At 66.6% G+C, this 20,422-nt stretch carries 16 protein-coding genes and 1 pseudogene; 13 read left to right on the forward strand and 4 right to left on the reverse strand.

Translation table 11 applies throughout. From position 1 onward, the window contains the following. Positions 1–56: 56 nt before the first annotated feature. Positions 57–2,363, forward strand: a complete 2,307-nt coding sequence (locus FG94_RS14070; protein WP_036212674.1) for a bifunctional diguanylate cyclase/phosphodiesterase — start codon at positions 57–59, stop codon at positions 2,361–2,363. Positions 2,364–2,378: 15 nt separating this feature from the next. Here the strand turns inward: FG94_RS14070 and FG94_RS26650 are convergent. Then, a pseudogene (locus FG94_RS26650) lies at positions 2,379–3,108 on the reverse strand (IS1595 family transposase). 126 nt (positions 3,109–3,234) lie between these two features. On the opposite strand from FG94_RS26650, the gene FG94_RS14080 reads away from it, so the two are divergent. From FG94_RS14080 to FG94_RS14090, 3 genes are all read left to right on the forward strand, one after another. Beyond that, the gene (locus FG94_RS14080; protein WP_036212677.1) at positions 3,235–3,645 is read left to right on the forward strand and encodes a secondary thiamine-phosphate synthase enzyme YjbQ; all 411 of its coding nucleotides are present in this window, start codon (positions 3,235–3,237) and stop codon (positions 3,643–3,645) included. A 194-nt stretch (positions 3,646–3,839) separates the two neighbouring features. Further along, positions 3,840–4,853, forward strand: a complete 1,014-nt coding sequence (locus FG94_RS14085) for an amidohydrolase family protein (protein ID WP_229445948.1) — start codon at positions 3,840–3,842, stop codon at positions 4,851–4,853. 78 nt (positions 4,854–4,931) lie between these two features. Further along, on the forward strand, positions 4,932–5,918 hold the full coding sequence (locus FG94_RS14090) for a DMT family transporter (protein WP_051996682.1): 987 nt from the start codon (positions 4,932–4,934) through the stop codon (positions 5,916–5,918). 20 nt (positions 5,919–5,938) lie between these two features. Here FG94_RS14090 and FG94_RS14095 read toward each other — a convergent pair whose 3' ends face one another. Continuing rightward, positions 5,939–6,388: a carboxymuconolactone decarboxylase family protein gene (locus FG94_RS14095; RefSeq protein WP_036212755.1), complete on the reverse strand. Its 450-nt coding sequence runs from the start codon at positions 6,386–6,388 to the stop codon at positions 5,939–5,941. A 208-nt stretch (positions 6,389–6,596) separates the two neighbouring features. On the opposite strand from FG94_RS14095, the gene FG94_RS14100 reads away from it, so the two are divergent. From FG94_RS14100 to FG94_RS14120, 5 genes are all read left to right on the forward strand, one after another. Beyond that, a complete protein-coding gene (locus FG94_RS14100) occupies positions 6,597–7,484 on the forward strand; it encodes an RNA polymerase sigma-70 factor (protein ID WP_036212680.1) in 888 nt (295 codons plus the stop codon). Between the two features lie 92 nt (positions 7,485–7,576). Next, the gene (locus FG94_RS14105) at positions 7,577–8,737 is read left to right on the forward strand and encodes a DUF3616 domain-containing protein (RefSeq protein ID WP_036212683.1); all 1,161 of its coding nucleotides are present in this window, start codon (positions 7,577–7,579) and stop codon (positions 8,735–8,737) included. 99 nt (positions 8,738–8,836) lie between these two features. Continuing rightward, a complete protein-coding gene (locus FG94_RS14110) occupies positions 8,837–9,202 on the forward strand; it encodes a hypothetical protein (protein WP_036212685.1) in 366 nt (121 codons plus the stop codon). Between the two features lie 326 nt (positions 9,203–9,528). Further along, positions 9,529–10,902 (forward strand): amino acid permease, encoded by a 1,374-nt coding sequence (locus FG94_RS14115; RefSeq protein ID WP_036212687.1) that lies wholly within the window; start codon positions 9,529–9,531, stop codon positions 10,900–10,902. 183 nt (positions 10,903–11,085) lie between these two features. Then, positions 11,086–12,978, forward strand: a complete 1,893-nt coding sequence (locus tag FG94_RS14120; RefSeq protein ID WP_081925993.1) for a CocE/NonD family hydrolase — start codon at positions 11,086–11,088, stop codon at positions 12,976–12,978. Between the two features lie 43 nt (positions 12,979–13,021). Here the strand turns inward: FG94_RS14120 and FG94_RS14125 are convergent, their stop codons facing one another. Then, entirely contained in the window at positions 13,022–14,605 is a 1,584-nt protein-coding gene (locus FG94_RS14125) for an EAL domain-containing protein (protein WP_051996684.1), read from the reverse strand. Between the two features lie 245 nt (positions 14,606–14,850). Here FG94_RS14125 and FG94_RS14130 point away from each other — a divergent pair, with 245 nt between their 5' ends. The 4 genes from FG94_RS14130 to lpdA are packed head-to-tail and all read left to right on the forward strand — an operon-like array spanning position 14,851 to position 19,903. Further along, the gene (locus tag FG94_RS14130; RefSeq protein WP_036212689.1) at positions 14,851–16,083 is read left to right on the forward strand and encodes a 3-methyl-2-oxobutanoate dehydrogenase (2-methylpropanoyl-transferring) subunit alpha; all 1,233 of its coding nucleotides are present in this window, start codon (positions 14,851–14,853) and stop codon (positions 16,081–16,083) included. Next, complete coding sequence (locus FG94_RS14135) at positions 16,080–17,135, forward strand: alpha-ketoacid dehydrogenase subunit beta (protein WP_036212690.1); 1,056 nt, start codon at positions 16,080–16,082, stop codon at positions 17,133–17,135. The genes FG94_RS14130 and FG94_RS14135 overlap by 4 nt, the downstream gene beginning before the upstream one ends. 1 nt (position 17,136) lies before the next feature. After that, positions 17,137–18,486 (forward strand): dihydrolipoamide acetyltransferase family protein, encoded by a 1,350-nt coding sequence (locus FG94_RS14140; protein WP_036212692.1) that lies wholly within the window; start codon positions 17,137–17,139, stop codon positions 18,484–18,486. 4 nt (positions 18,487–18,490) lie between these two features. After that, positions 18,491–19,903: a dihydrolipoyl dehydrogenase gene (lpdA, locus tag FG94_RS14145; protein WP_036212694.1), complete on the forward strand. Its 1,413-nt coding sequence runs from the start codon at positions 18,491–18,493 to the stop codon at positions 19,901–19,903. 54 nt (positions 19,904–19,957) lie between these two features. On the opposite strand, the gene FG94_RS14150 is transcribed toward lpdA, so the two are convergent. After that, positions 19,958–20,422: IS1595 family transposase (locus tag FG94_RS14150; RefSeq protein WP_036212763.1), on the reverse strand; the 465-nt coding region annotated here is incomplete at its 5' end.

Here is a 20,422-nt window from a genome sequence, read left to right on the forward strand (position 1 = left end):
GTAGAAATTTGATTGCACTTAAAGAAACTCTCTGGCCGGTGCACGAAGGCTGATGCATGAAACAGTTTGACGACCTGGCCCAGTGGCGCGCGCGCATTTTCTCGACTTTGATGTCGGCCGTCCTGCTGCTCGGCGTAGTCGCGGCCGTGCCCAGCGCGCTCCTGGCCATGGTCGACGGCCTCTGGCAGATCGCCGCGATGGACGTGGTGGCGCTGGCCTGGATCTTCGCGATCTGGTGGTTCGACCGCCTTCCCTACACGCTGCGCGTCCTGAACTTCCTGGCGATGCTGTTCCTGGTCGGCGTCGGCCTGATGCTCGGCGTCGGCGCGGTCAGCCAGATCTTCCTGATGGCGCCGCCGGTACTGGCCGTGGTCCTGCTCGGCACCCGCCAGGCCCTCGGGGCGCTGGTCGTGAGCGCCCTCACCATCCTGGGCCTGGGCCTGTCCGGCCACGCCAAGCTCTACGTCGCCGGCCTCGGCCACGATGAATTGCTGTCCTCGCTGATCGTCACACTCAACTACCTGTGCGTCGGCGCCCTGATCACGATCACCTGCGGCGCCCTGGTCAAGGGCCTGGCTGACACGCTCCGCGAGGTGCACGGCTTCGCCGAAACCCTGGAGTCCAAGCAGGACAAGCTGCACGAACTGAACGCCGAACTGCGCCTGACCTCGGCCGCGGTGGCGCGCCTGAACGACATGGTGCTGATCGCCCACGCCATCGATGCGCCGGGCGCGCAGCAGCCGATCATTTCCGCCAACGAAGCTTTCGAGCGCCGCACCGGCTACCGGCGCGACGAGATCATCGGCCACAGCATGCGCCTGCTGCACGGCCAGGACACCGATCCCGACGAGGTCGAGCGCATCCTGCGCGCCGTCGCGCGGGGCGAAGCGATCAAGGCCGAACTGCAGCTCTACACCAAGGCCGGCGAGCCCTTCTGGGCCGAGATGGAAATGGTGCCCTTCGCCAGCGACGGTGGACGCAGCACCCACTGGGTGGTGGTCGGGCGCGACATCACCGAGCGCCGCAACTCGGCCAAGGCGATCCATCACCTGGCCTTCTACGACGTGCTGACCGGCCTGCCCAACCGGCGCCTGTTCACCGAGCGCCTCGACGCCCTGGTGGCCGCCCGCAATGCCGGCGGCGCGCTCGGCGCCGTGCTGTTCATCGACCTCGACAACTTCAAGTACGTCAACGACGCCCGTGGCCACGCCACCGGCGACGCCCTGCTGCGCAGCGCGGCCGGGCGCCTGGTCGCGACCGTGCGCGCGCGCGACACCGTGGCGCGCCTGGGCGGCGACGAGTTCGTCATCCTGCTCAATGACCTGGGCGACGACCCCGACACCGCCGCTGCCGCCGCGCTCAAGGTGGCGCACAAGGTGCTGGCCGCACTGGGCGAGGAAGTCACCATCGACGAACACGTGTACCGCTCGACGGGCAGCATCGGCGTGGCCCTGCCGCTGCGTGCCGGCCAGACCGCCCACGACCTGCTGCGCGAAGCAGACACCGCGATGTACCAGGCCAAGGCAAGCGGCCGCAATGGCGTGGCCCTGTTCGAGACCACCATGCTGGTCGAGGCCGAGCAAAAGCTCACGCTCGAGCGCGACCTCGCCAATGCCCTCGAGCGGGGCGAACTGGCCATGCACCTGCAACTGCAGGTCGACCGCGAACAGCAGCCGGTCGGCGCCGAGCTCCTGATGCGCTGGCGCCGCGCCGACGGCATCCTGGTGCCGCCGGACGTGTTCATCCCGATCGCGGAAACCACCGGCCTGATCGTCCCGCTGGGGACTTGGGTGCTGCGCCAGGCCTGCGAAGCATGGCTGCGACTGAGCGCGGCCGGCCATCCGCTGCCGCTCTCGATCAACGTCAGCCCGGCGCAGTTCCGCCAGCCGGACTTCGTGGAGACGGTCGCCCGGGTGCTGGAGGAGACCGGCGCACCGGCCGGCCAGCTGATCTTCGAAGTCACCGAGGGCCTGCTGGTGTCGGACCTGGACCAGACCATCGCCCGCATGCACGAACTGGCGGCCCTGGGCATCCGCTTCTCGGTCGACGACTTCGGCACCGGCTACTCGAACCTGGCCTATCTCAAGCGCATGCCGCTCTACGAACTCAAGATCGACAAGAGCTTCATCCGCGACACCCCGAACGACGTCAACGGCACCGCGATCGTGCAGTCGATCCTGGCGATGGCCGAGCACCTCGGCCTGCGCGTGGTGGCCGAGGGCATCGAGACCGCGCAACAGGCCGATTACCTCAGCGGGAACGGCAGTCCGCTGATGCAGGGCTACCTGTTCTCGCGCCCGGCGCCGCTCGAGGACCTGCTCGCCGTGCTGGACGGACTGGCATCCGCGCGCAGCGCCGCCTGATTCTGCTAGGCGCTGTCAGCGCTGGCTACGGATGTGTCTGATTGCGACGCGCAGCAATTGCTCCACCGTCGTGATCCGTCCACCATCGAGCGCCCGGCGCCAGCCCAGGTAGTTTGGCAGGTAGCGCGACGCGACCCCGCGGAAGCGGCTCAACCATTGCCAGAAACGCTGGTGATAGGCGCTCACATTCTGCACATGAATGACACCGGCAAGGCCGCAGCGTATCCGTACGCCCGCACGCAGGTTCACCGCCTCGTGCGCAATGCCATGCTTGCGGGCGAAACGGCGATACGCCGCATGGGCGTCGCTGACCAAGAGCACCTGCCGGTCGAGCCGGGGCAGCAGGTGGCGCTCCAGCTGCGCCGTCGTCAAGGCGCCACGGCCGACCACGGCATCGACGGTCTGGCCGCTGCGGTCGCGCGCGACCAGAATGCAGTCGTGCTCGCGTGAAATGCCGCGCTTGCTGGCCCGGCCGCCGCGCCAGCGGCGTGCCGCTCAGGTCGTTATAGGTGCGGCCGCAGGCGCGGCAGCGGTAGCGCTGCAAGCCGTTCGCTTGCCCATGCCGGTAGTAACGTTCACATGCGCAGCTGGGGCAGCGACGCACCGCTCCGCCGATCTGGCCGATAAGGGCGATCACCGGGTCCAGCCCGGCAGCGGGAAGCAGGGCGGCCAGCGTTTGCAGGCGCTGGGGCAGGTTCAGTGCAGGGAGTCTGGCAAACCACTTCTTGAAATGCGGTGCGCGCATGGTTGTTCCCGTCTGTGGTAACAGGCATTCGACCATGGAGCAGCTCAGCAGTTCTGCGCTCATCCATAGTTAAGGTTGACAGCGCTTTCTGCTAAGCTGTGCCCCGAACCAGACCCGGAGCACAGCGTGGCGCACCAGAGCATCCTCGACATCCCTACCCCAGGACGCGGCACCCGCGACATCACCGAGGCGGTCGCCGACGTGGTGCGCGCCTCGCATATCCAATGCGGCCTGGCCCACGTTTTCGTGCAGCACACCAGCTGCTCGCTCCTCGTCACCGAGAATGCCGACCCCGACGTGCGGCGCGACCTCGAAACCGTATTGCAACGACTCGCCCCCGACGGCGATCCGGCCTACCGCCACGATGCCGAAGGCCCGGACGACATGGCGGCCCATGTGCGCAACATGCTGACGGGTTCCGGCCTGAGCGTGCCGGTCGGTGGCGGCCGCCTGCTGCTCGGCACCTGGCAAGGCATCTACCTGTACGAGCACCGCAGCGCGCCGCAGCGGCGGCGGGTCGTCGTCACCGTCCTCTGAGTGGATTTCCCCCAGCCGTGGGGGAAGACCCGGACCGGTCGATTATCTACACTGCATGCAGGCCGTGACGCTGCACCCGCGAAGGCGCAGGGAGAACGGCCACAGATTTCCGGACCATATGTATCCATTTTCCGTGGACAGCGCGATCCGGCGCGACTAGTCTGGAGTCTCGCTCTCCTGCCAGAGGTCTCGCCATGCCGCTCCTGTTCGCCATGCTGCGCCTGGGCGCCACCCTGCTGCTCGCCCTGCCTGCGCTCGCATTCGCAAGTCAAGCGACGGCCCCGACCGCACCAGCCGCGATCGTCGCCGCCGCCGACCACCACCAGCACCTGTTCAGCCCCGGCATCATCGCCTTCATCGCCCCGAAACCGGGATCCGACGCGCTGCGCGAGATCCCGGTGACCGAACTGATCGCCCTACTGGACGAAGCCGGCATCCGCCGCGCCGCCGTGATGTCGACGGCCTATATGTATGGCCGACCCTCGCGCGTGGTCGAGGACGAGTACGCCAGGGTGAAGGCGGAGAACGACTGGACCGCTGCCCAGGTCGCAAAGTATCCGCAGCGCCTGCGCACCTTCTGCGGCTTCAATCCGCTCAAGGACTATGCGCTGGCCGAACTGGAGCGCTGCGCGGCGCACCCGCAGCTGCGCACCGGGATCAAGATGCACTTCGGGAATTCCGACGTCCAGCTGGACAAGCCCGAGCACGTCGCGCGCCTGAAGGAAGTGTTCCGCGCCGCCAACCGGCACCGCATGGCGATCGCGGTTCACATGCGCGCCTCGATTTCGCTGGAGCGCCCCTATGGCGAAGCGCAGGCGCGCGCCTTCCTCGAGCAGCTCATGCCCGAGGCCACCCGAACCATGGTGCAGGTGGCGCACTTCGCGGGCAGCGGTCCCGGTTACGAGGATCCACCGGCCAACGAGGTGATGCGCGTGTTGGCCGAGGCGGCTGCGCGCAAGGACCCCAACACCTGCAACCTGTACTTCGACGTGGCCTCGATCGCCACGCCCGACATGAGCCAGGCGCATGCGCGCGAGATGGTCGAGCGCATCCGCCAGGTAGGGGCCGACAAGATCCTGTACGGCTCGGATGCGGCCACGCCCACCAACATGAAGCCGCGCGAAGCCTGGGCGGCCTTCCGCGCGCTGCCGCTCACCGAGGCGGAACGCAAACGGATCGCGGGAAACGTGGCAGCCTACCTTCGCTGATCGCTTGTCGTCCTTCCAACATGGCGCGGCCATATGTTGTATGATGTCCGATGACATTCAGACAGGACAGATCATCGCATGTTCCCCGCTTCATCCGTCGGCCGCGCAGCGCAGCCCGAGACCCCGTTCTTTGCCCGTCCCCTGGTCGTCGTCGCGCTGGCGACCCTGTGCTGCCTGTTGTGGGGCAGCTCCTACCCGGCCATCAAGACCGGCTATGCCCTGCTGGGCATCACGCAGCAGGACATCCCGTCCAAGCTGGTCTACGCCGGCTACCGCTTCCTGCTGGCCGGAATCGGCGTGGCGCTGGCCGCCTGGCTGCTGCAAAAGAAGTTCCCGGTTCCACCCCGTGGCCAATTGCGCCAGGTCTTCCTGCTTGGAATAGCCCAGACCAGCCTGCAGTATGTGTTCTTCTACATCGGGCTGGCCTACACCACCGGTGTGCGGGCCTCGATCCTGAACGCCACCACCACCTTCTTCAGCGTCCTGCTCGCGCACTTCCTCTATAAGGACGATCGCCTGTCGGCGCGCAAGGCCGTCGGTTGCGCGCTGGGCCTGGCCGGCGTGCTGGCCGTGAATGCCGACGCCAGCCTGCTGGGCAGCGGCGTCAGCCTGCAGGGCGAAGGCTTCATCGTGCTCGCCGCCTTCGTGCTGTCGGCCGCATCGATCTATGGCAAGCGCGTCTCGCAGCGCATGGATGCGATGACGATGACGGCCTGGCAGCTGGCGATCGGCGGCCTGGTCCTGCTGGCGGCCGGTTACCTGACAGGCGGCAGCCTCGGACAGCTGGACCTGGCTTCGAGCCTGCTGCTGGTCTACCTGGCCGCGCTGTCGGCCGTCGCCTTTACCCTGTGGAGCCTGCTGCTCAAGCACAATCCGGTCGGGCTGGTCAGCATGTTCGCCTTCCTGGTGCCCCTGTTCGGCGCCGCCCTGTCCGGCATCTGGCTGGACGAGGACGTCCTGACCTGGACCAATCTTGCGGCGCTGGTGCTGGTGTGCGGCGGCGTGCTGCTGGTGACGCGGGGTGCGCCGGCTGGGCGGCCGGCTCCCCGGCAGCACCAAGGCTAGACCGCCGGAGCGACCTGGCATCACGCTTTCGCAAGCGGTTTCATCCGGAAGCTGATTCCCATCCGGTTAATCGCATTCATTGCCGCAATCGCGAGTGTCAGGTCGACGAGATCCTTCTCTCCAAATACGGACAGCGCCGCGCAATACGCATCGTCGGAAGCATGGGTTTCGCTCACACGCGTCACCTCTTCCGTCCATGCCAGCGCGGCCCGTTCCCGATCCGAGAAGAGATATTCCGCCTCCTCCCATACCGGCACCAGCACGATCTTGTCGATCGTCATGCCGGTCTTGATGAGGTCGCGGGTATGGATATCGATGCAGTGGGCACAGCCATTCAGTTGCGAGGCTCTCAGGAATACCAGATGGATGAGATCCGGCGGCAGCTCCGTACCAGTCGTGACGTAATGGTGAAGTGCGCCGACGGCCTTCGCGCCTTCCGCGGACACCTGGAACCAGTTTGGGCGTTTCATGAGATCTTCTCCTTGTGTGATGTCGACGACGCCGATATGCGTCATCCTTGCCGGTAAGACGGCTGCCATGGCCCGTTCGTGACAGGCCATGCCGGTTCACAAAAAAATCCCGGAGCCTGTCACAAGGAGCGAATCCAGTTCGTCTAAGAGCAAAGAGGTGTCGCTTCCCGATACCCGCACGCCCGAATGAAAAGGACGCGAGGATGCTATGACCGATGGCGCAAGCACACATACGCAAACAATATTCAACGCGCTTCGCCCGCGCCTGTTTTCGATTGCATACCGTATGCTCGGTATCCGCGCGGACGCCGAGGACGTCGTGCAGGATGCATGGCTGCGCTGGCACGACGCGCCGAAAGAGCACATCGTGTCGCAGGAAGCATGGCTGGTGACCGTGACGACCCGTCTCGCGATCGATCGCCTGCGCAGGGCAAAGGTCGATCGTGAGGCCTATGTCGGCTGGTGGCTGCCGGAGCCCCTGGTCGAACTCGACGAAAACACGCCCGAGAGTGCGCTCGAGCAGGACAACGACGTCTCGGTGGCGCTCATGTGGGTCCTGGAACGCCTGTCCGCCGAAGAGCGGGCGGCTTTCCTGATGAGGCAAGTATTCGATGCCGATTATGCCGAGATCGCCGAGGTCGTCAAGAAATCGGAACCGGCTTGCCGGCAGCTTGTCCATCGTGCATCGGTGCGCGTCCAGCAGGAACGCCCGCGCTTCGACGTCCCCAAGGATACACATCGCGCATTGCTTGGCCGCTTCATTGAAGCCGCAAGGCAGGGAAATCGCGCGGACATGCGTGCCCTGATGTCCGACGACGTGCAGCTGGTGTCTGACGGCGGGGGAAAGGTCAAGTCCTTCATGCATATCCTCAAGGGTGCAGGACGGGTCGCGGGCGTATTCTGGACACTCGAACACCAGTTTCCCATGCAGGTTTCGTATAAAACCGCCCTCGTGAATGGCGAGCCGGGTGTGCTGCGCTATGTGCAGGGAAAGCTGGAATCCGTGCAGTCATTCATCGTCGATGAAGAACGGATCGTGGCGGTCTTCGTCATGCGCAATCCGGACAAGCTGGCAGCCGTCCCGCAGGAGCTGTGAAACCGGCCGGCGCCGCACTGCTGAGCGCCGGTCCGTTCAGGCCCATGCTATCTTTCCCCGGCAATGTCGCACACGTCCGCCAGGAAGCCCGCATGCACCCGTCCAACATCGTCCTCCTCGAATTCCATCCCGAGCGCGACGAGCTTTGCTACGGCAAGGAACTGCGCGACGGCCTGTCCGTGGCCCTGCGCATGGGCAGCTCGCTCTGGCTCGCCAACGACGAATCGGTCAGCATCGAGCGCCTGACCGTGTGCGAGGTCGACAGCACCGGCCGCAGCAGCTTCACGCGCGACCATCGCCAGTACGCGCTGCACGACTACCTCGACCTGCCGGTGCCGGCGCACGGCGCCACCGAGGACGACATCAACGAGGCCGACATCGAGGGCCTGGCCTGCGACGGCAAGTACCTGTGGCTGGCCGGCTCGCACAGCCTGCGGCGCAAGCAGCCGAAGGACGGCGACGGCGTCAGGAAGGCGCACAAGCGCCTCGCCAGCGTCAGCCTGGATGCCAACCGCTACCTGCTGGCGCGCATCCCGGTGTGCCGGGACGGCGACGGCTACACCCTGGAGAAGGAAAGCACCCGCAAAGGCAAGCTGCGCACTGCCGCGATGCTGCGCGGCGACCATCAGGGCAACGAACTGACCGCCCTGCTACGCCAGGACGAGCACCTCGGTCCTTTCCTGTCCATTCCCGGCAAGGACAACGGTTTCGACATCGAGGGCCTGGCCGTGGCCGGCAAGCATCTGCTGCTCGGCCTGCGCGGGCCCGTGCTGCGCGGCTGGGCGCTGGTGGTGGAAGTGGCGCTCGTCGAGGACGAGCAGCCGGGCCGCTTGCGCCTGGCGCCGGTGGACGACGATGGTTGCCTGTACCGCAAGCACTTCCTCGACCTGGGCGGGCTCGGCATCCGTGACCTGTGCGTGCACGGCAAGGACATCCTGGTGCTGGCCGGGCCGACCATGGACCTGGACGGGCCGGTCACGCTGTTCCGCTGGCGCGGCGCAACCCAGCCAGGCAAGGAATGCGTGGTGGCGGCGGACCAGCTCGAACGGGTGCTGGAGCTGCCCTTCGGCCATGGGGTCGATCACCCCGAGGGCATTGCGCTGTTCGCGGTCGACAAGGATGGGCGCGACACCCTGCTGGTGGTGCACGACTCGGCCTCGCCCAGCCGGCAGATCGGTGACAGTACCCTGGTGGCGGACGTGTTTACGCTGCCGCGGCGCGAGCGCCCCCTTGCGAGCAAGCCTGCAAAATAGATCATGAAGGGTGCATATTTCCGCGCGCCCGTGATTTTTGTTGAATTTCGCGGCCAGTCGCCGGTGGTATTCTCGCCGCCTCGCTCCTGAATCAACGCAATGACTCCCAAGAATACCCTGTGGGCGCTGCTGGCGCTCATGTTTGCCTGCGGCATGTCCGACGCCCTGTACGCCGCCTCCCACGTACACATGCCCATGTGGTGGATATTGCTCTCAGCCTTCCTGCTGAGCTTCCTGCCCTATTACTGGTATCGCCTGGACAGCGAGGCGCGGCTGTACCGGCGCCCACGCTGGATGAGCACGGCCGTGGTGGCGATGGCGCCGATCGGCATTCCCCTCTACCTGCTGCGCAGCCGTCCCCAGGGCGGCCGCCTGGGGTCGCTGGCCCGCATGTCGGGCTTTTTGCTGATGATGCTCGGCGCCAGCCTGGCAGGTGTCGTCGCCTTTTTCCTGATGCCGGGTTAAGCGCCTACCCCAGTTACCGAGGCTCGCGCCGCCTGAACCGTGCTTTTGCTAAGCTGTTTCCGTCGCCACGCCACACCGTGGCCGGTCCACTTTCATTGATTGGAGAATCGCCATGCGCAAAATGATCATGATGGCCATTGCAGGCCTGCTCTGGAAAAAATTCGGCGGCAAGATGGCGCAACGCTATCCGATGGGACGCCGCGGCTACCGCCGCTTCTGATCCGCCCGGGCGGCCGCCAACCAGCTTTCGGGAGGCGCGCCGTCCATGGCGGCCCTGCTTGCAGTAAAATCGCTGGCTTTAAGGCAACTTTCGCTGAAGGCCGACGATGGATACCGCCAAGCATGAACTCAAACGTGGCTTAAAGAACCGCCACATCCAGCTGATCGCCCTCGGCGGCGCCATCGGCACCGGCCTGTTCCTGGGCGTGGCCCAGACCATCCAGCAAGCCGGCCCCTCCGCCCTGCTCGGCTACGCCATCGCCGGGCTGGTCGCCTTCCTCATCATGCGCCAGCTCGGCGAGATGATCGTCGACGAGCCGGTCGCCGGTTCCTTCGGCTATTTCGCCAGCAAATACGGCAACCCGATGGCCGGTTTCGTCTCCGGCTGGAACTACTGGGTGATGTACATCCTCGTCAGCATGGCCGAGCTGTCCGCGCTCGGCATCTACGTCCAGTACTGGTTCCCGGACATCCCGACCTGGGTCTCGGCGCTCGCCTTCTTCGTGCTCGTCAATTCGCTCAGCCTGCTCAACGTGAAAACCTTCGGCGAGCTGGAATTCTGGTTTTCCATCATCAAGGTGGCGGCCGTGGTCGGCATGATCGTGTTCGGCCTGTACCTCCTGATCAGCGACACTGCCGGTCCCCAGGCCGGCGTGGCCAACCTGTGGCAGCACGGCGGCTTCTTCCCGAACGGCTTTGCCGGCCTGGCGCTGTCGATGGCGGTCATCATGTTCTCCTTCGGCGGCCTGGAAATGATCGGCATCACCGCGGCCGAAGCCGACAACCCGGGCCGCACCATCCCGCGCGCGATCAACCAGGCCATCTGGCGCATCGCCATCTTCTACGTCGGCGCGCTGGCCGTGCTGCTGATGCTGTACCCGTGGCAGAAGGTGGTGACCGGCGGCAGCCCCTTCGTGCTGATCTTCGCCGCGCTGGACAGCAATGCGGTGGCCAACATCCTCAACCTGGTGGTGCTGACGGCCGCCCTGTCGGTCTACAACGGCTGCACCTATGCCAACAGCCGCATGCTGTTCGGCCTGGCCGAACAGGGCAACGCGCCGCGCGCCCTGCTCAAGGTCAGCAAGCGCGGCGTGCCCCTGGCCGCCCTGGGCGTGTCGGCGGTGGCCACCGGCATCTGCATCTGCGTCAACTATTTCCTGCCGCGCGACGCCTTCGGCATGCTGATGGGCCTGGCCGTGGCGGCGCTCGTCATCAACTGGGGCATGGTGTGCTGGAGCCACCTGCGCTTCCGCCGCGCCAAGCAGGCGGCGGGCCAGGCGACGGCCTTCCGCAGCCCCTGGTTCCCGCTCACGAACTACCTGTGCCTGGCCTTCCTGGCCGGCATCATCGTGGTGATGTACCTGACGCCGGGCCTGCAGCTGTCGGTGTGGATGATCCCGGCCTGGCTGGCCCTGCTTGCGCTGGGCTACTGGCTACGCCAGCGCAAGCTGGCAGGCGCCACGATCGCACCGGCGGCGTAAAGACGCGATAAAGCGACAGCGCGCGCGGGTTTCATGACTGGCGAGTCATTTCGTCATGTTGCGCTAGCTCAACAGCCGGACTGTTGATAAAGTATTACTCCAGTGGAGCCATCATTCCATGTGCTTGTCCGGGCCGCCAAGCGCCGCCCGGCCATTCCTCATTCATGAGCCGAAGGAGTCAGCTTGAAGAAGATTGTCGCCAGTTTCGTCGCACTCGCCCTGTTCGCGGCCGACGCCCACGTCGTCGTCGCGGCGCAGGACTACAGCAAGTACAGCCAGGAAGCCCTGGAAAAGGAACTGGCGCTGATCGCCACGTCCCGCCTCAGCGTGATGGTGCCGATGCGCGACGGCATTAAGCTGTCGACCGACATCTACATGCCGAAGAACGCCAGCGGCAAGTTGCCCGCCATCCTGTGGAAGACGCCGTACAACGAGGGCAAGCTGAAAGGCTCGACCCAGCGCTACGTGCTCGAATCGGTCAAGCGCGGCTATACCTTCATCGTACAGAACGAGCGCGGCCGCTACTTCTCGGGCGGCAACTGGGAGATCCTGGGCAATCCGCAGAACGACGGCTACGACACCCTGAGCTGGATCGCCAGGCAGGACTGGTCGAACGGCAAGGTCGGCACGCTCGGCTGCTCGTCCTCGGCCGAGTGGCAACTGGCCCTCGCCGGCCTGAACCACCCGGCGCACGCGGCCATGGTGCCGATGGCGTCCGGCGCCGGTATCGGCAAGGTCGGCCGCTTCCAGGAGCAAGGCAACTGGTACACTGGCGGCGTGCCGCGCAACCTGTTCTTCGTCTGGCTGTACGGCGTCGACAATCCGCTGCGCGCCCAGCTGCCCGCCATCGCCGACGACAAGCTGCGCGCCCGCGTCGAAGCCTACAACGACCTGAACCCGGCCAAGCCGCAGGTCGACTGGAACAAGCAGATCAAGCACCTGCCGGTCGACCAGTTACTGAGCTCGCTGGGCGAGCCGGCCGGCACCTTTGAAGAACTGATCAAACGCACGCCAAGCGACCCGGCCTGGCAAAAAGGCGGCCTGTACCACGAAGGCATGGGCTGGGGCGTGCCGGCGCTGTGGTTCAACAGCTGGTACGACGTCTCGATCGGCCCCAATCTCGAGCTGTTCAACCACGCACGCGCGGCCGGCACCGACAAGGAAGCCAGCGCCAACCAGTACGCGGTGGTCGCGCCGAACGTGCACTGCGCCTTCTCCCGTCTCGGCCCGAACAACACCATCGGCGAGCGCAACATGGGCGATACCAGTTTCGACGTCGACGGCGCCATCTACGGCTGGTTCGACCGCTGGCTGAAGGGCGACACCAAGGCCTTCCCCGCAACTACGCCGCACGTGCGCTATTTCGAGATGGGCGCCAATCGCTGGCAGAGCGCGGGCACCTGGCCGCCGGAGAAAGCCAAGCCGATGCGCCTGTACCTGCGCTCAGGCGGCCGCGCGAACTCGCTGTACGGCGACGGCCGCCTGCTGCCGCAGGCGCCCGGCGCGAACGAAGCGGCCGACCGCTACCGCTACGACCCGATGAATCCGGTGCAGACCATCGGCGGCGGCGACTGCTGCAACGGCGGCATCGTGGTGCCGGGCGCCTTCGACCAGCGTCCGGTCGAGGCGCGCAGCGACGTGCTGGTCTACACCAGCGACCCGCTGCCGAAGGCCGTCAGCGTGGCCGGCTTCGTGGATGCCGTGCTGAAGGTCTCGTCGAACGCCAGGGACACCGATTTCGCCGTCAAGCTGGTCGACGTGGCGCCGGACGGCACCGCCTGGATCATCGGCGACACCATCTTCCGTGCGCGCTACCGCAACGGTTTCGACAAGCCTGAGATGCTCACGCCGGGTGAAGTCGTGACCATCCGTCCGAGCCCGATCGCCACCGCGATCCAGTTCGGCGCCGGGCACCGCATCCGCGTCGAAGTCACCTCGTCCAACTTCCCGAAATTCGTGCGCAACCTGAATACCGGCGGGCCGAACGAAAGCGAGAAGACCGGGGTGGTGGCCGACAATGCGGTGCACCACGACGCGGCCAACCAGAGCTACATCGAGCTGCCGGTGGTGCAGTAAGGAAGCCCGGCGGCTCGGCGCTGCAGGTGCGGCCGGCGACGTCCTAGCCGGCCACACGCGCCGCCAGTTCCTCCGCCTCTTCCATCCGGCGCAGGACCTCGGCAAAGGACATCGGCTGTCCGAACAGCCAGCCCTGCGCGTACTGCACCCCTTGCCGGAGCAGGAACTCCGCCTGGGCCTGACTTTCGACCCCTTCGGCGATCATGCGCAGCCCGAGGTCGCGTGCGATCGCGATGATGTGCCCGACCACCTGGCTGGTCGGCGCCCCGGTGCCGATCGCCTCGATGAAGCTGCGGTCGATCTTCAGGAAATCGAGTTCCAGCGATTCGAGGTAGGACAGGCTCGAATAGCCGGTGCCGAAGTCGTCGATCGCAATCGCGAAACCGTGCCGGCGCAAGGCGCCCGAGGTCTCGCGCGCGACCACCGGGTCGAGCATGCCGCGCTCGGTCACCTCGAGGATGATGCTGGACGGATGCGCGCCCATCTGCTCGAGCGTGGCCTGCAGCTTGTCGAGGAAGTCGGGTGAATGGAAGTCGGCCGGCGCCACGTTGATGCCGATATGGAAGTCGGGATGCGTCTCGAGGTAGAAGCCGGTATCGCGGCAGACCAGTTCCAGCACCTGGTGGGTCAGCTTGACGATGGTGTCGTCCTGCTCGGCGATGGGAATGAACAGCTCGGGCATGACGATCTCGCCGGTGGGCCGGCGCCAGCGCACCAGGGCCTCGACGCCGGTCATGCGGCCGCTGCGCAGTTCGACCACGGGCTGGTATTCCAGGAAAAATTCCTTGCGCCGCAGCGCCGAGCGCACCGCATAGGGCAAGGCCATCTGCTGGCGCGCCAGGTACAGGATCGCGCAGGCCAGCGCGATGCCGGCCAGCATGCCTACCGGCACCAGCCGGGCCGCGAAATCCTGGGATCGGTCTTCCAAGTAGTGCAGCGGCACAGCGGCGATGCCGACCGTGCCGAAGCTCGAAGAACGCACCACGGCAACGACGTGGCCATCCTCCTCGAACACCGCCTCGCGCGCGCTGCCGAGGCGTTTCGACCAGGCGGGGTCGATATGGCCGCGGGCACTGATCGGCGCGTAGAAGTCGAGCGGCACCACGGCCAGCGACACGTCGGGCTCGCTCTTGGCCGTATCGATCGGCAATTGTGCGTGAAGGATGGCGGCATAGCTGCCGTACTGCAAAACCAGGAAGGCATACTGGGGCGCGAACGGAAAGTGCACGTCGGTGCGCACCACGGCGCCGGTCTCGCTGCGGTAGGCGGGCTCGCCCAGTTCGAGCACGCGCGCGCTGCCGACGATGGACGAGCAGAGCATCCGGTTGCCCTCGACGTAGCCGACCGCCTGGATATAGGTCGAGCCGAGGTCGATCTCGCGCATGAGGTCGATACTCGCCGGCGCGCAGGGTGCGTCCGCGTACGGGGCCAGCCGCTTGACGGCAGCGGCCACCTGCGCGGCGGTCTCGTCGCCGCGCATCACGACGTCACGCGCATAGCCGAGCGCATGCGCGCTTTCCGCCTTGAAGGCTTGCCGCTGCGATTCCTCGATGGCAAGCAGGATCGGCCCGCCGATCCCGGCAGTCGCCAGCAGGAGCGTCAGCAGAACGACGGCGGTCTTTTTCATGTTTCCCTGCGCGCGGGCATGAAGGGATACTGCGGCAGTTCCATACTACAGACGCCGCGCGCGGCCCGCAATCCGCACCGGGCGCCTGACACGCCCTTGTACCGCCGCCGATACAGCATGCAATAGCGTGAGCGCCCACCCTGCCGGGCTCGCTATGCTGCATAGCAATATGAAAAGGACTTCGTGTGCGCGGCCGTTCGCCTTATCATGCTTGCCGCAAGTCACCTTACAAAGGGGAAGCGTTTATGAGTCAGAGTAAGCCTCTGTCGCTGCATGTACCGGAGCCTACCGGCCGCCCGGGCTGCAAGACCGATTTTTCGTACCTGCAATTGAGTCCCGCCGGCGCCGTCCGGCGTCCGCCCGTCGACGTGGCGCCGCTCGATACGAGCGACATCGCCACCGGCCTGATCCGCGTCCTGGACGAGAACGGCGACGCCGTCGGTCCCTGGGCGCCCGAGGTCGATCCCGAACTGCTGCGTTTCGGGCTGCGCACCATGATGAAAACCCGCATCTTCGATGCCCGCATGGTCATCGCCCAGCGCCAGAAGAAGATGTCCTTCTACATGCTCTCGCTCGGCGAGGAAGCCCTCGGCACGGCCCAGGCGCTGGCCCTCGAAGACGGCGACATGCATTTCCCGACCTACCGCCAGCAAAGCCTTCTGATCGCCAAGCAGGTGCCGCTGGTGGAGATGATCTGCCAGCTGCTGTCCAACGAGCGCGACCCGCTCAAGGGCCGCCAGCTGCCGGTGATGTACTCGGTGCGCCGCGCCGGCTTCTTCTCCATTTCCGGCAACCTGGCCACCCAGTACCCGCAAGCGGTGGGCTGGGCGATGGCATCAAGCATCAAGGGTGATACCAAGATCGCCTCGGCCTGGATCGGAGACGGCGCCACCGCCGAATCCGATTTTTCCACGGCCCTGACTTTTGCCCACGTGTACCGCGCGCCGGTCATCCTCAACGTGGTCAACAACCAGTGGGCGATCTCGACCTTCCAGGCGATTGCCGGCGGCGAGAGCGTCACCTTCGCCACCCGGGGCATCGGCAGCGGCATCGCTTCGCTGCGCGTGGACGGCAACGATTTCCTGGCCGTGCTCTCGGCCTCGCGCTGGGCGGCCGAACGCGCCCGCTCGAACCTGGGCCCGACCCTGATCGAATGGGTCACCTACCGCGCCGGCCCGCACTCGACCTCGGACGACCCCTCGCGCTACCGCCCGGCCGACGACTTCCAGCACTTCCCGCTGGGCGACCCGGTCGCCCGCCTGCGCCAGTACCTGACCAAGCAGGGCTGGTGGTCGGACGAGGAGCACGAGCGCGTGCAGTCCGAACTGGAGGCGGAAGTCCTCGCGGCCCAGAAAGAGGCCGAGTCCTACGGCATCCTGGGCGACGAGCGCGCCCCGAGCGCCGCCACGATGTTCGAGGACGTGTACAAGGAGATGCCGGAGCACCTGCGCCGGCAACGCCAGGAACTGGGAGTATGAAGATGGCGCGAGACGACATACCGAAAGAAACGGCTACCATGCCGATGACCATGATCCAGGCGCTGCGCTCGGCCATGGACGTGATGATGGAACGCGACGACAACGTCGTGGTGTACGGCCAGGACGTCGGCTATTTCGGCGGCGTGTTCCGCGTCACCGACGGCCTGCAGGCCAAGTACGGCAAGTCGCGCGTGTTCGATGCGCCGATCTCCGAAGGCGGCATCGTCGGCACCGCGGTGGGCATGGCGGCCTACGGCCTGCGCCCGGTGGTCGAGATCCAGTTCGCCGACTACTTCTACCCGGCCACCGACCAGATCGTGTCGGAAGCGGCGCGCCTGCGCTACCGCTCGGCGGGCGAATTCACCTCGTCGATGGTGATCCGCATGCCCTGCGGCGGCGGCATCTACGGCGGCCAGACCCACAGCCAGAGCCCGGAAGCCTTCTTTACCCACGTATGCGGCCTGCGTACCGTGATGCCGTCCAACCCCTACGACGCGAAGGGCTTGCTCATCGCCTCGATCGAGAACGACGATCCGGTGATCTTCCTGGAGCCCAAGCGCCTGTACAACGGCCCCTTCGACGGCCACCACGATCGTCCGGTGGTGCCCTGGTCCGGCCATGCGCTGGGCAACGTGCCGACCGGCTACTACAAGGTCGACCTCGACAAGGCCAACATCGTCCGTCCCGGCAACGACGTCACGGTGCTGGCCTACGGTACCATGGTCTGGGTATCGGAAGCGGCGGCGCGCGAAAGCGGCGTCGACGCCGAGGTGATCGACCTGCGCAGCATCTGGCCGCTCGACCTCGAGACCATCGTCAATTCGGTCAAGAAGACCGGCCGCTGCGTCATCGTGCACGAAGCCACCCGCACCAGCGGCTTCGGCGCCGAGCTGGCGGCCCTGGTGCAGGAACACTGCTTCTACCAGCTGGAGGCGCCGATCGAGCGCGTCACCGGCTGGGACACCCCGTATCCGCATGCGCAGGAATGGGCTTATTTCCCGGGGCCCGACCGTGTCGGCGCGGCCCTGAAACGTGCGCTGGAGGGAAAATAATATGGGCATTCATGTCATCAAGATGCCGGACCTGGGCGAAGGCATCGCCGAGGTCGAAGTCGTCGCCTGGCACGTGCAGCCGGGCGACACGGTCAAGGAAGACCAGGTGCTGGCCGACGTCATGACCGACAAGGCCACCGTCGAGATTCCCTCGCCGGTCGCCGGCACCATCACCAGCCTGGGCGGCGCGGTCGGCCAGTCGCTGGCGGTGGGCGCGGAGCTGATCCGTCTGGAGGTCGAAGGCGCCGGCAACTTCTCCGGCGAGAAGGCGAAACAGGAACCTGTCAAATCCGCCGCCGCCACGGCGCCGGCCGAAGAAGTCGCGGAACCGCAGCTGGAAGCGGTGGCGCAGGCGGAGAGCCCGGCAGGCGCGCAGGCTCGAGCCTCTGCGCCGGCGGCCCCGCCGCCGAAGCCGGCCGCAGCACCGCAACGCAGCTACCAGAACGGCCCGGCGCCGATGCGCGCCGAGGGCGAAAAGCCGCTGGCTGCGCCGGCCGTGCGCCAGCGCGCCTGGGACCTCGGGATCGAACTGCAGTTCGTGCACGGCAGCGGCCCGGCGGGCCGCATCCTGCATTCCGACCTCGACGCCCACGTGTCGGGCCGCCGCGCAAGCGCACAAGGCACCGGGCGCGACGAGCGCTATGCCAAGCGCGAGGGCGAACAATCGGCGCCGGTCATCGGCCTGCGCCGCAAGATCGCCGAGAAGATGCAGGAAGCCAAGCGCAACATCCCGCACTTCACCTATGTGGAAGAAGTCGACGTCACCGAACTGGAAGCGCTGCGCACCCAGCTCAACGCCAGGTATGGCGCCGAGCGCGGCAAGCTGACCTTCCTGCCGCTCCTGATGCGTGCGGTGGTGCTGGCGCTGCGCCAGTACCCGATGATGAACGCGCGCTACGACGACGCCAACAACCTCCTCACCCAGTTCGAAGGCGTGCACCTGGGCATCGCCGCCCAGACCGAGGCCGGCCTGATGGTGCCGGTGGTGCGCCACGCCGAAACGCTCGACCCGTGGGCGGCGGCCGCCGAGGTGGCGCGCCTGGCCGATGCCGCGCGCGCCGGCCGCGCCACCCGCGACGAGCTGACCGGCTCGACCATTACCATCACCAGCCTCGGCCCGCTGGGCGGCATCGTCACCACCCCGGTGCTGAACCGTCCGGAAGTGGCGATCATCGGCCCCAACCGCATCGTCGACCGTCCAATGATCCGGGATGGCGCCATGGTGGCGCGCAAGATGATGAACCTGTCGTCCTCGTTCGACCACCGCGTCATCGACGGCCAGGTGGCGGCCAAGTTCGTGCAGGCCATCCGCGGCTACCTCGAAACCCCGGCCACCATCTTCGTGGAGTGAGCATATGGAGACACTGACTACCACACTCCTGATCATCGGCGGCGGGCCGGGCGGCTACGTCGCCGGCATCCGCGCCGGCCAGCTCGGCGTGCCGACCGTGCTGGTCGAAGGCGCCGCGCCCGGCGGCACCTGCCTGAACATCGGCTGCATCCCGTCCAAGGCGATGATCCACGCGGCCGAGGAGTTCTGCAAGGCGCGCAGCTATGCGGCCGAAACCTCGCCGCTCGGCATCACCAGCGCCGCACCGCGCATCGACCTCGAACGCACGGTGGCCTGGAAGGACGGCATCGTCAAGAAACTGACCGGCGGGGTCGGCGCCCTCCTCAAGAAGAACGGCGTCAAGCTGGTGAACGGCTGGGCGACCATCCTGGACGGCAAGACCGTCGAGGTGCGCGCCGACGGCGACAGTGAGGCATCGGTACGCATCCGCTGCGAGCACATGCTGCTGGCCAGCGGTTCCGAAGCCGTCGAGCTGCCCTTCATGCCCTTCGGCGGTCCGGTCATCTCCTCGACCGAAGCGCTCTCGCCTGGCGAGATTCCGCAGCGCCTGGTGGTGGTGGGCGCCGGCTACATCGGCCTGGAACTGGGCACCGCCTACCGCAAGCTCGGCAGCCAGGTGACGGTGGTCGAAGCGGCCGACCGCATCCTGCCCGCGTATGACGCCGACTTGGTCAAGCCAGTGGCAGCGGCTTTAGGGCGCCTGGGCGTGGAGCTGCGCCTGGCGACCTCCGTGCTCGGCATGGACGGCGAGGACGGGCAGCAGCGTGTCCGGGTGCGCGACGCTTCCGGCGTCGAAGCCCTGCTGGAAGCGGACAGGGTGCTGGTGGCGGTGGGCCGCAAGCCGCGCACCACGGGCTGGGGCCTGGAGAACCTGATGCTCGACATGAACGGGCGCGCGGTCAAGGTGGACGACCAGTGCCGCACCTCGATGCGCAATGTCTGGGCCATCGGCGACCTGACCGGCGAACCGATGCTGGCGCACCGCGCCATGGCCCAGGGCGAGATGGTGGCCGAGATCGTGTCCGGCAAGCGCCGCCACTTCGCGCCGAGTGCGATTCCCGCGGTGTGCTTCACCGATCCCGAGATCGTCGTGGTCGGGATGTCGCCGCTGGACGCCGACAAGGCGGGCATCGAGATCGTCACCGCCAACTTCCCGTTCAGCGCCAACGGACGCGCGATGACCATCGAAAGCACGGACGGTTTCGTGCGCGTGGTGGCCCGCAAGAGCGATCACCGCATCATCGGCTGGCAGGCCGTCGGCGGCGCGGTATCGGAACTTGCGGCCGGCTTCACCCAGTCGATCGAACTGGGCGCGCAGCTCGAGGACATCGCCGGCACCATCCACGCCCACCCGACCCTGGGCGAGGCGGTGCAGGAAGCCGCGCTGCGCGCATTGGGACACGCGCTGCACATCTGAGCGATGCTCCCAGCCACCGGAGCCGCCCGACCGGGCGGCTTTTTTATGGCGCTGTCACCGTTGGATGTTGGACATGCCCAGCGCTATTCGCAGCATCTTGTCGGCTGACCGAATTCGCCCGCCGTCGACGGCCCACTGCCAGCCGAGATAATTGGGCAGATAGCGTGAGGCCACTCCGTTGAAGCGGGCAAGCCATTGACGGAAGCGCCGGTGGTAGGCGTTCACGTTCTGGACATGGACGGCGCCGCGCACCCGTTCGCCGGCCCGCAGGTTCACGGCTTCGTGCGAGATGGCGGCCGTGCGGGCGAACGCCTTGTAGGCTGGATGGGAATCGGTAACCAGCAGCACATCCCTGTCCAGCACCGGAAGCAAGTGCCGGTGCAGCTGGGCCATGGTGACGGCGCCCCGGCCGGTAATGAAATCGAAGGTGGCGCCGGTGCGGTCGCGGGCGACCAGCACGCAGACGTGTTCACCGTTGATGCCGCGTCGGCTGGCTACACCTGCGCGCTTGCGCGGCGG

The organism is Massilia sp. LC238 (assembly GCF_000735635.1).
GTDB classification, from domain to species: Bacteria; Pseudomonadota; Gammaproteobacteria; order Burkholderiales; family Burkholderiaceae_D; genus Telluria; species Telluria varians.

Bases quoted from the DNA above. Each gene is read 5' to 3' on its own strand.
- FG94_RS14070 (WP_036212674.1), top strand. From the start codon at position 57: ATGAAACAGTTTGACGACCTGGCCCAGTGGCGCGCGCGCATTTTCTCG.
- FG94_RS14085 (WP_229445948.1), top strand. From the start codon at position 3,840: ATGCCGCTCCTGTTCGCCATGCTGCGCCTGGGCGCCACCCTGCTGCTC.
- FG94_RS14090 (WP_051996682.1), top strand. From the start codon at position 4,932: ATGTTCCCCGCTTCATCCGTCGGCCGCGCAGCGCAGCCCGAGACCCCG.
- FG94_RS14095 (WP_036212755.1), bottom strand. From the start codon at position 6,388: ATGAAACGCCCAAACTGGTTCCAGGTGTCCGCGGAAGGCGCGAAGGCC.
- FG94_RS14100 (WP_036212680.1), top strand. From the start codon at position 6,597: ATGACCGATGGCGCAAGCACACATACGCAAACAATATTCAACGCGCTT.
- FG94_RS14105 (WP_036212683.1), top strand. From the start codon at position 7,577: ATGCACCCGTCCAACATCGTCCTCCTCGAATTCCATCCCGAGCGCGAC.
- FG94_RS14110 (WP_036212685.1), top strand. From the start codon at position 8,837: ATGACTCCCAAGAATACCCTGTGGGCGCTGCTGGCGCTCATGTTTGCC.
- FG94_RS14115 (WP_036212687.1), top strand. From the start codon at position 9,529: ATGGATACCGCCAAGCATGAACTCAAACGTGGCTTAAAGAACCGCCAC.
- FG94_RS14125 (WP_051996684.1), bottom strand. From the start codon at position 14,605: ATGAAAAAGACCGCCGTCGTTCTGCTGACGCTCCTGCTGGCGACTGCC.
- FG94_RS14130 (WP_036212689.1), top strand. From the start codon at position 14,851: ATGAGTCAGAGTAAGCCTCTGTCGCTGCATGTACCGGAGCCTACCGGC.
- FG94_RS14135 (WP_036212690.1), top strand. From the start codon at position 16,080: ATGAAGATGGCGCGAGACGACATACCGAAAGAAACGGCTACCATGCCG.
- FG94_RS14140 (WP_036212692.1), top strand. From the start codon at position 17,137: ATGGGCATTCATGTCATCAAGATGCCGGACCTGGGCGAAGGCATCGCC.
- lpdA (WP_036212694.1), top strand. From the start codon at position 18,491: ATGGAGACACTGACTACCACACTCCTGATCATCGGCGGCGGGCCGGGC.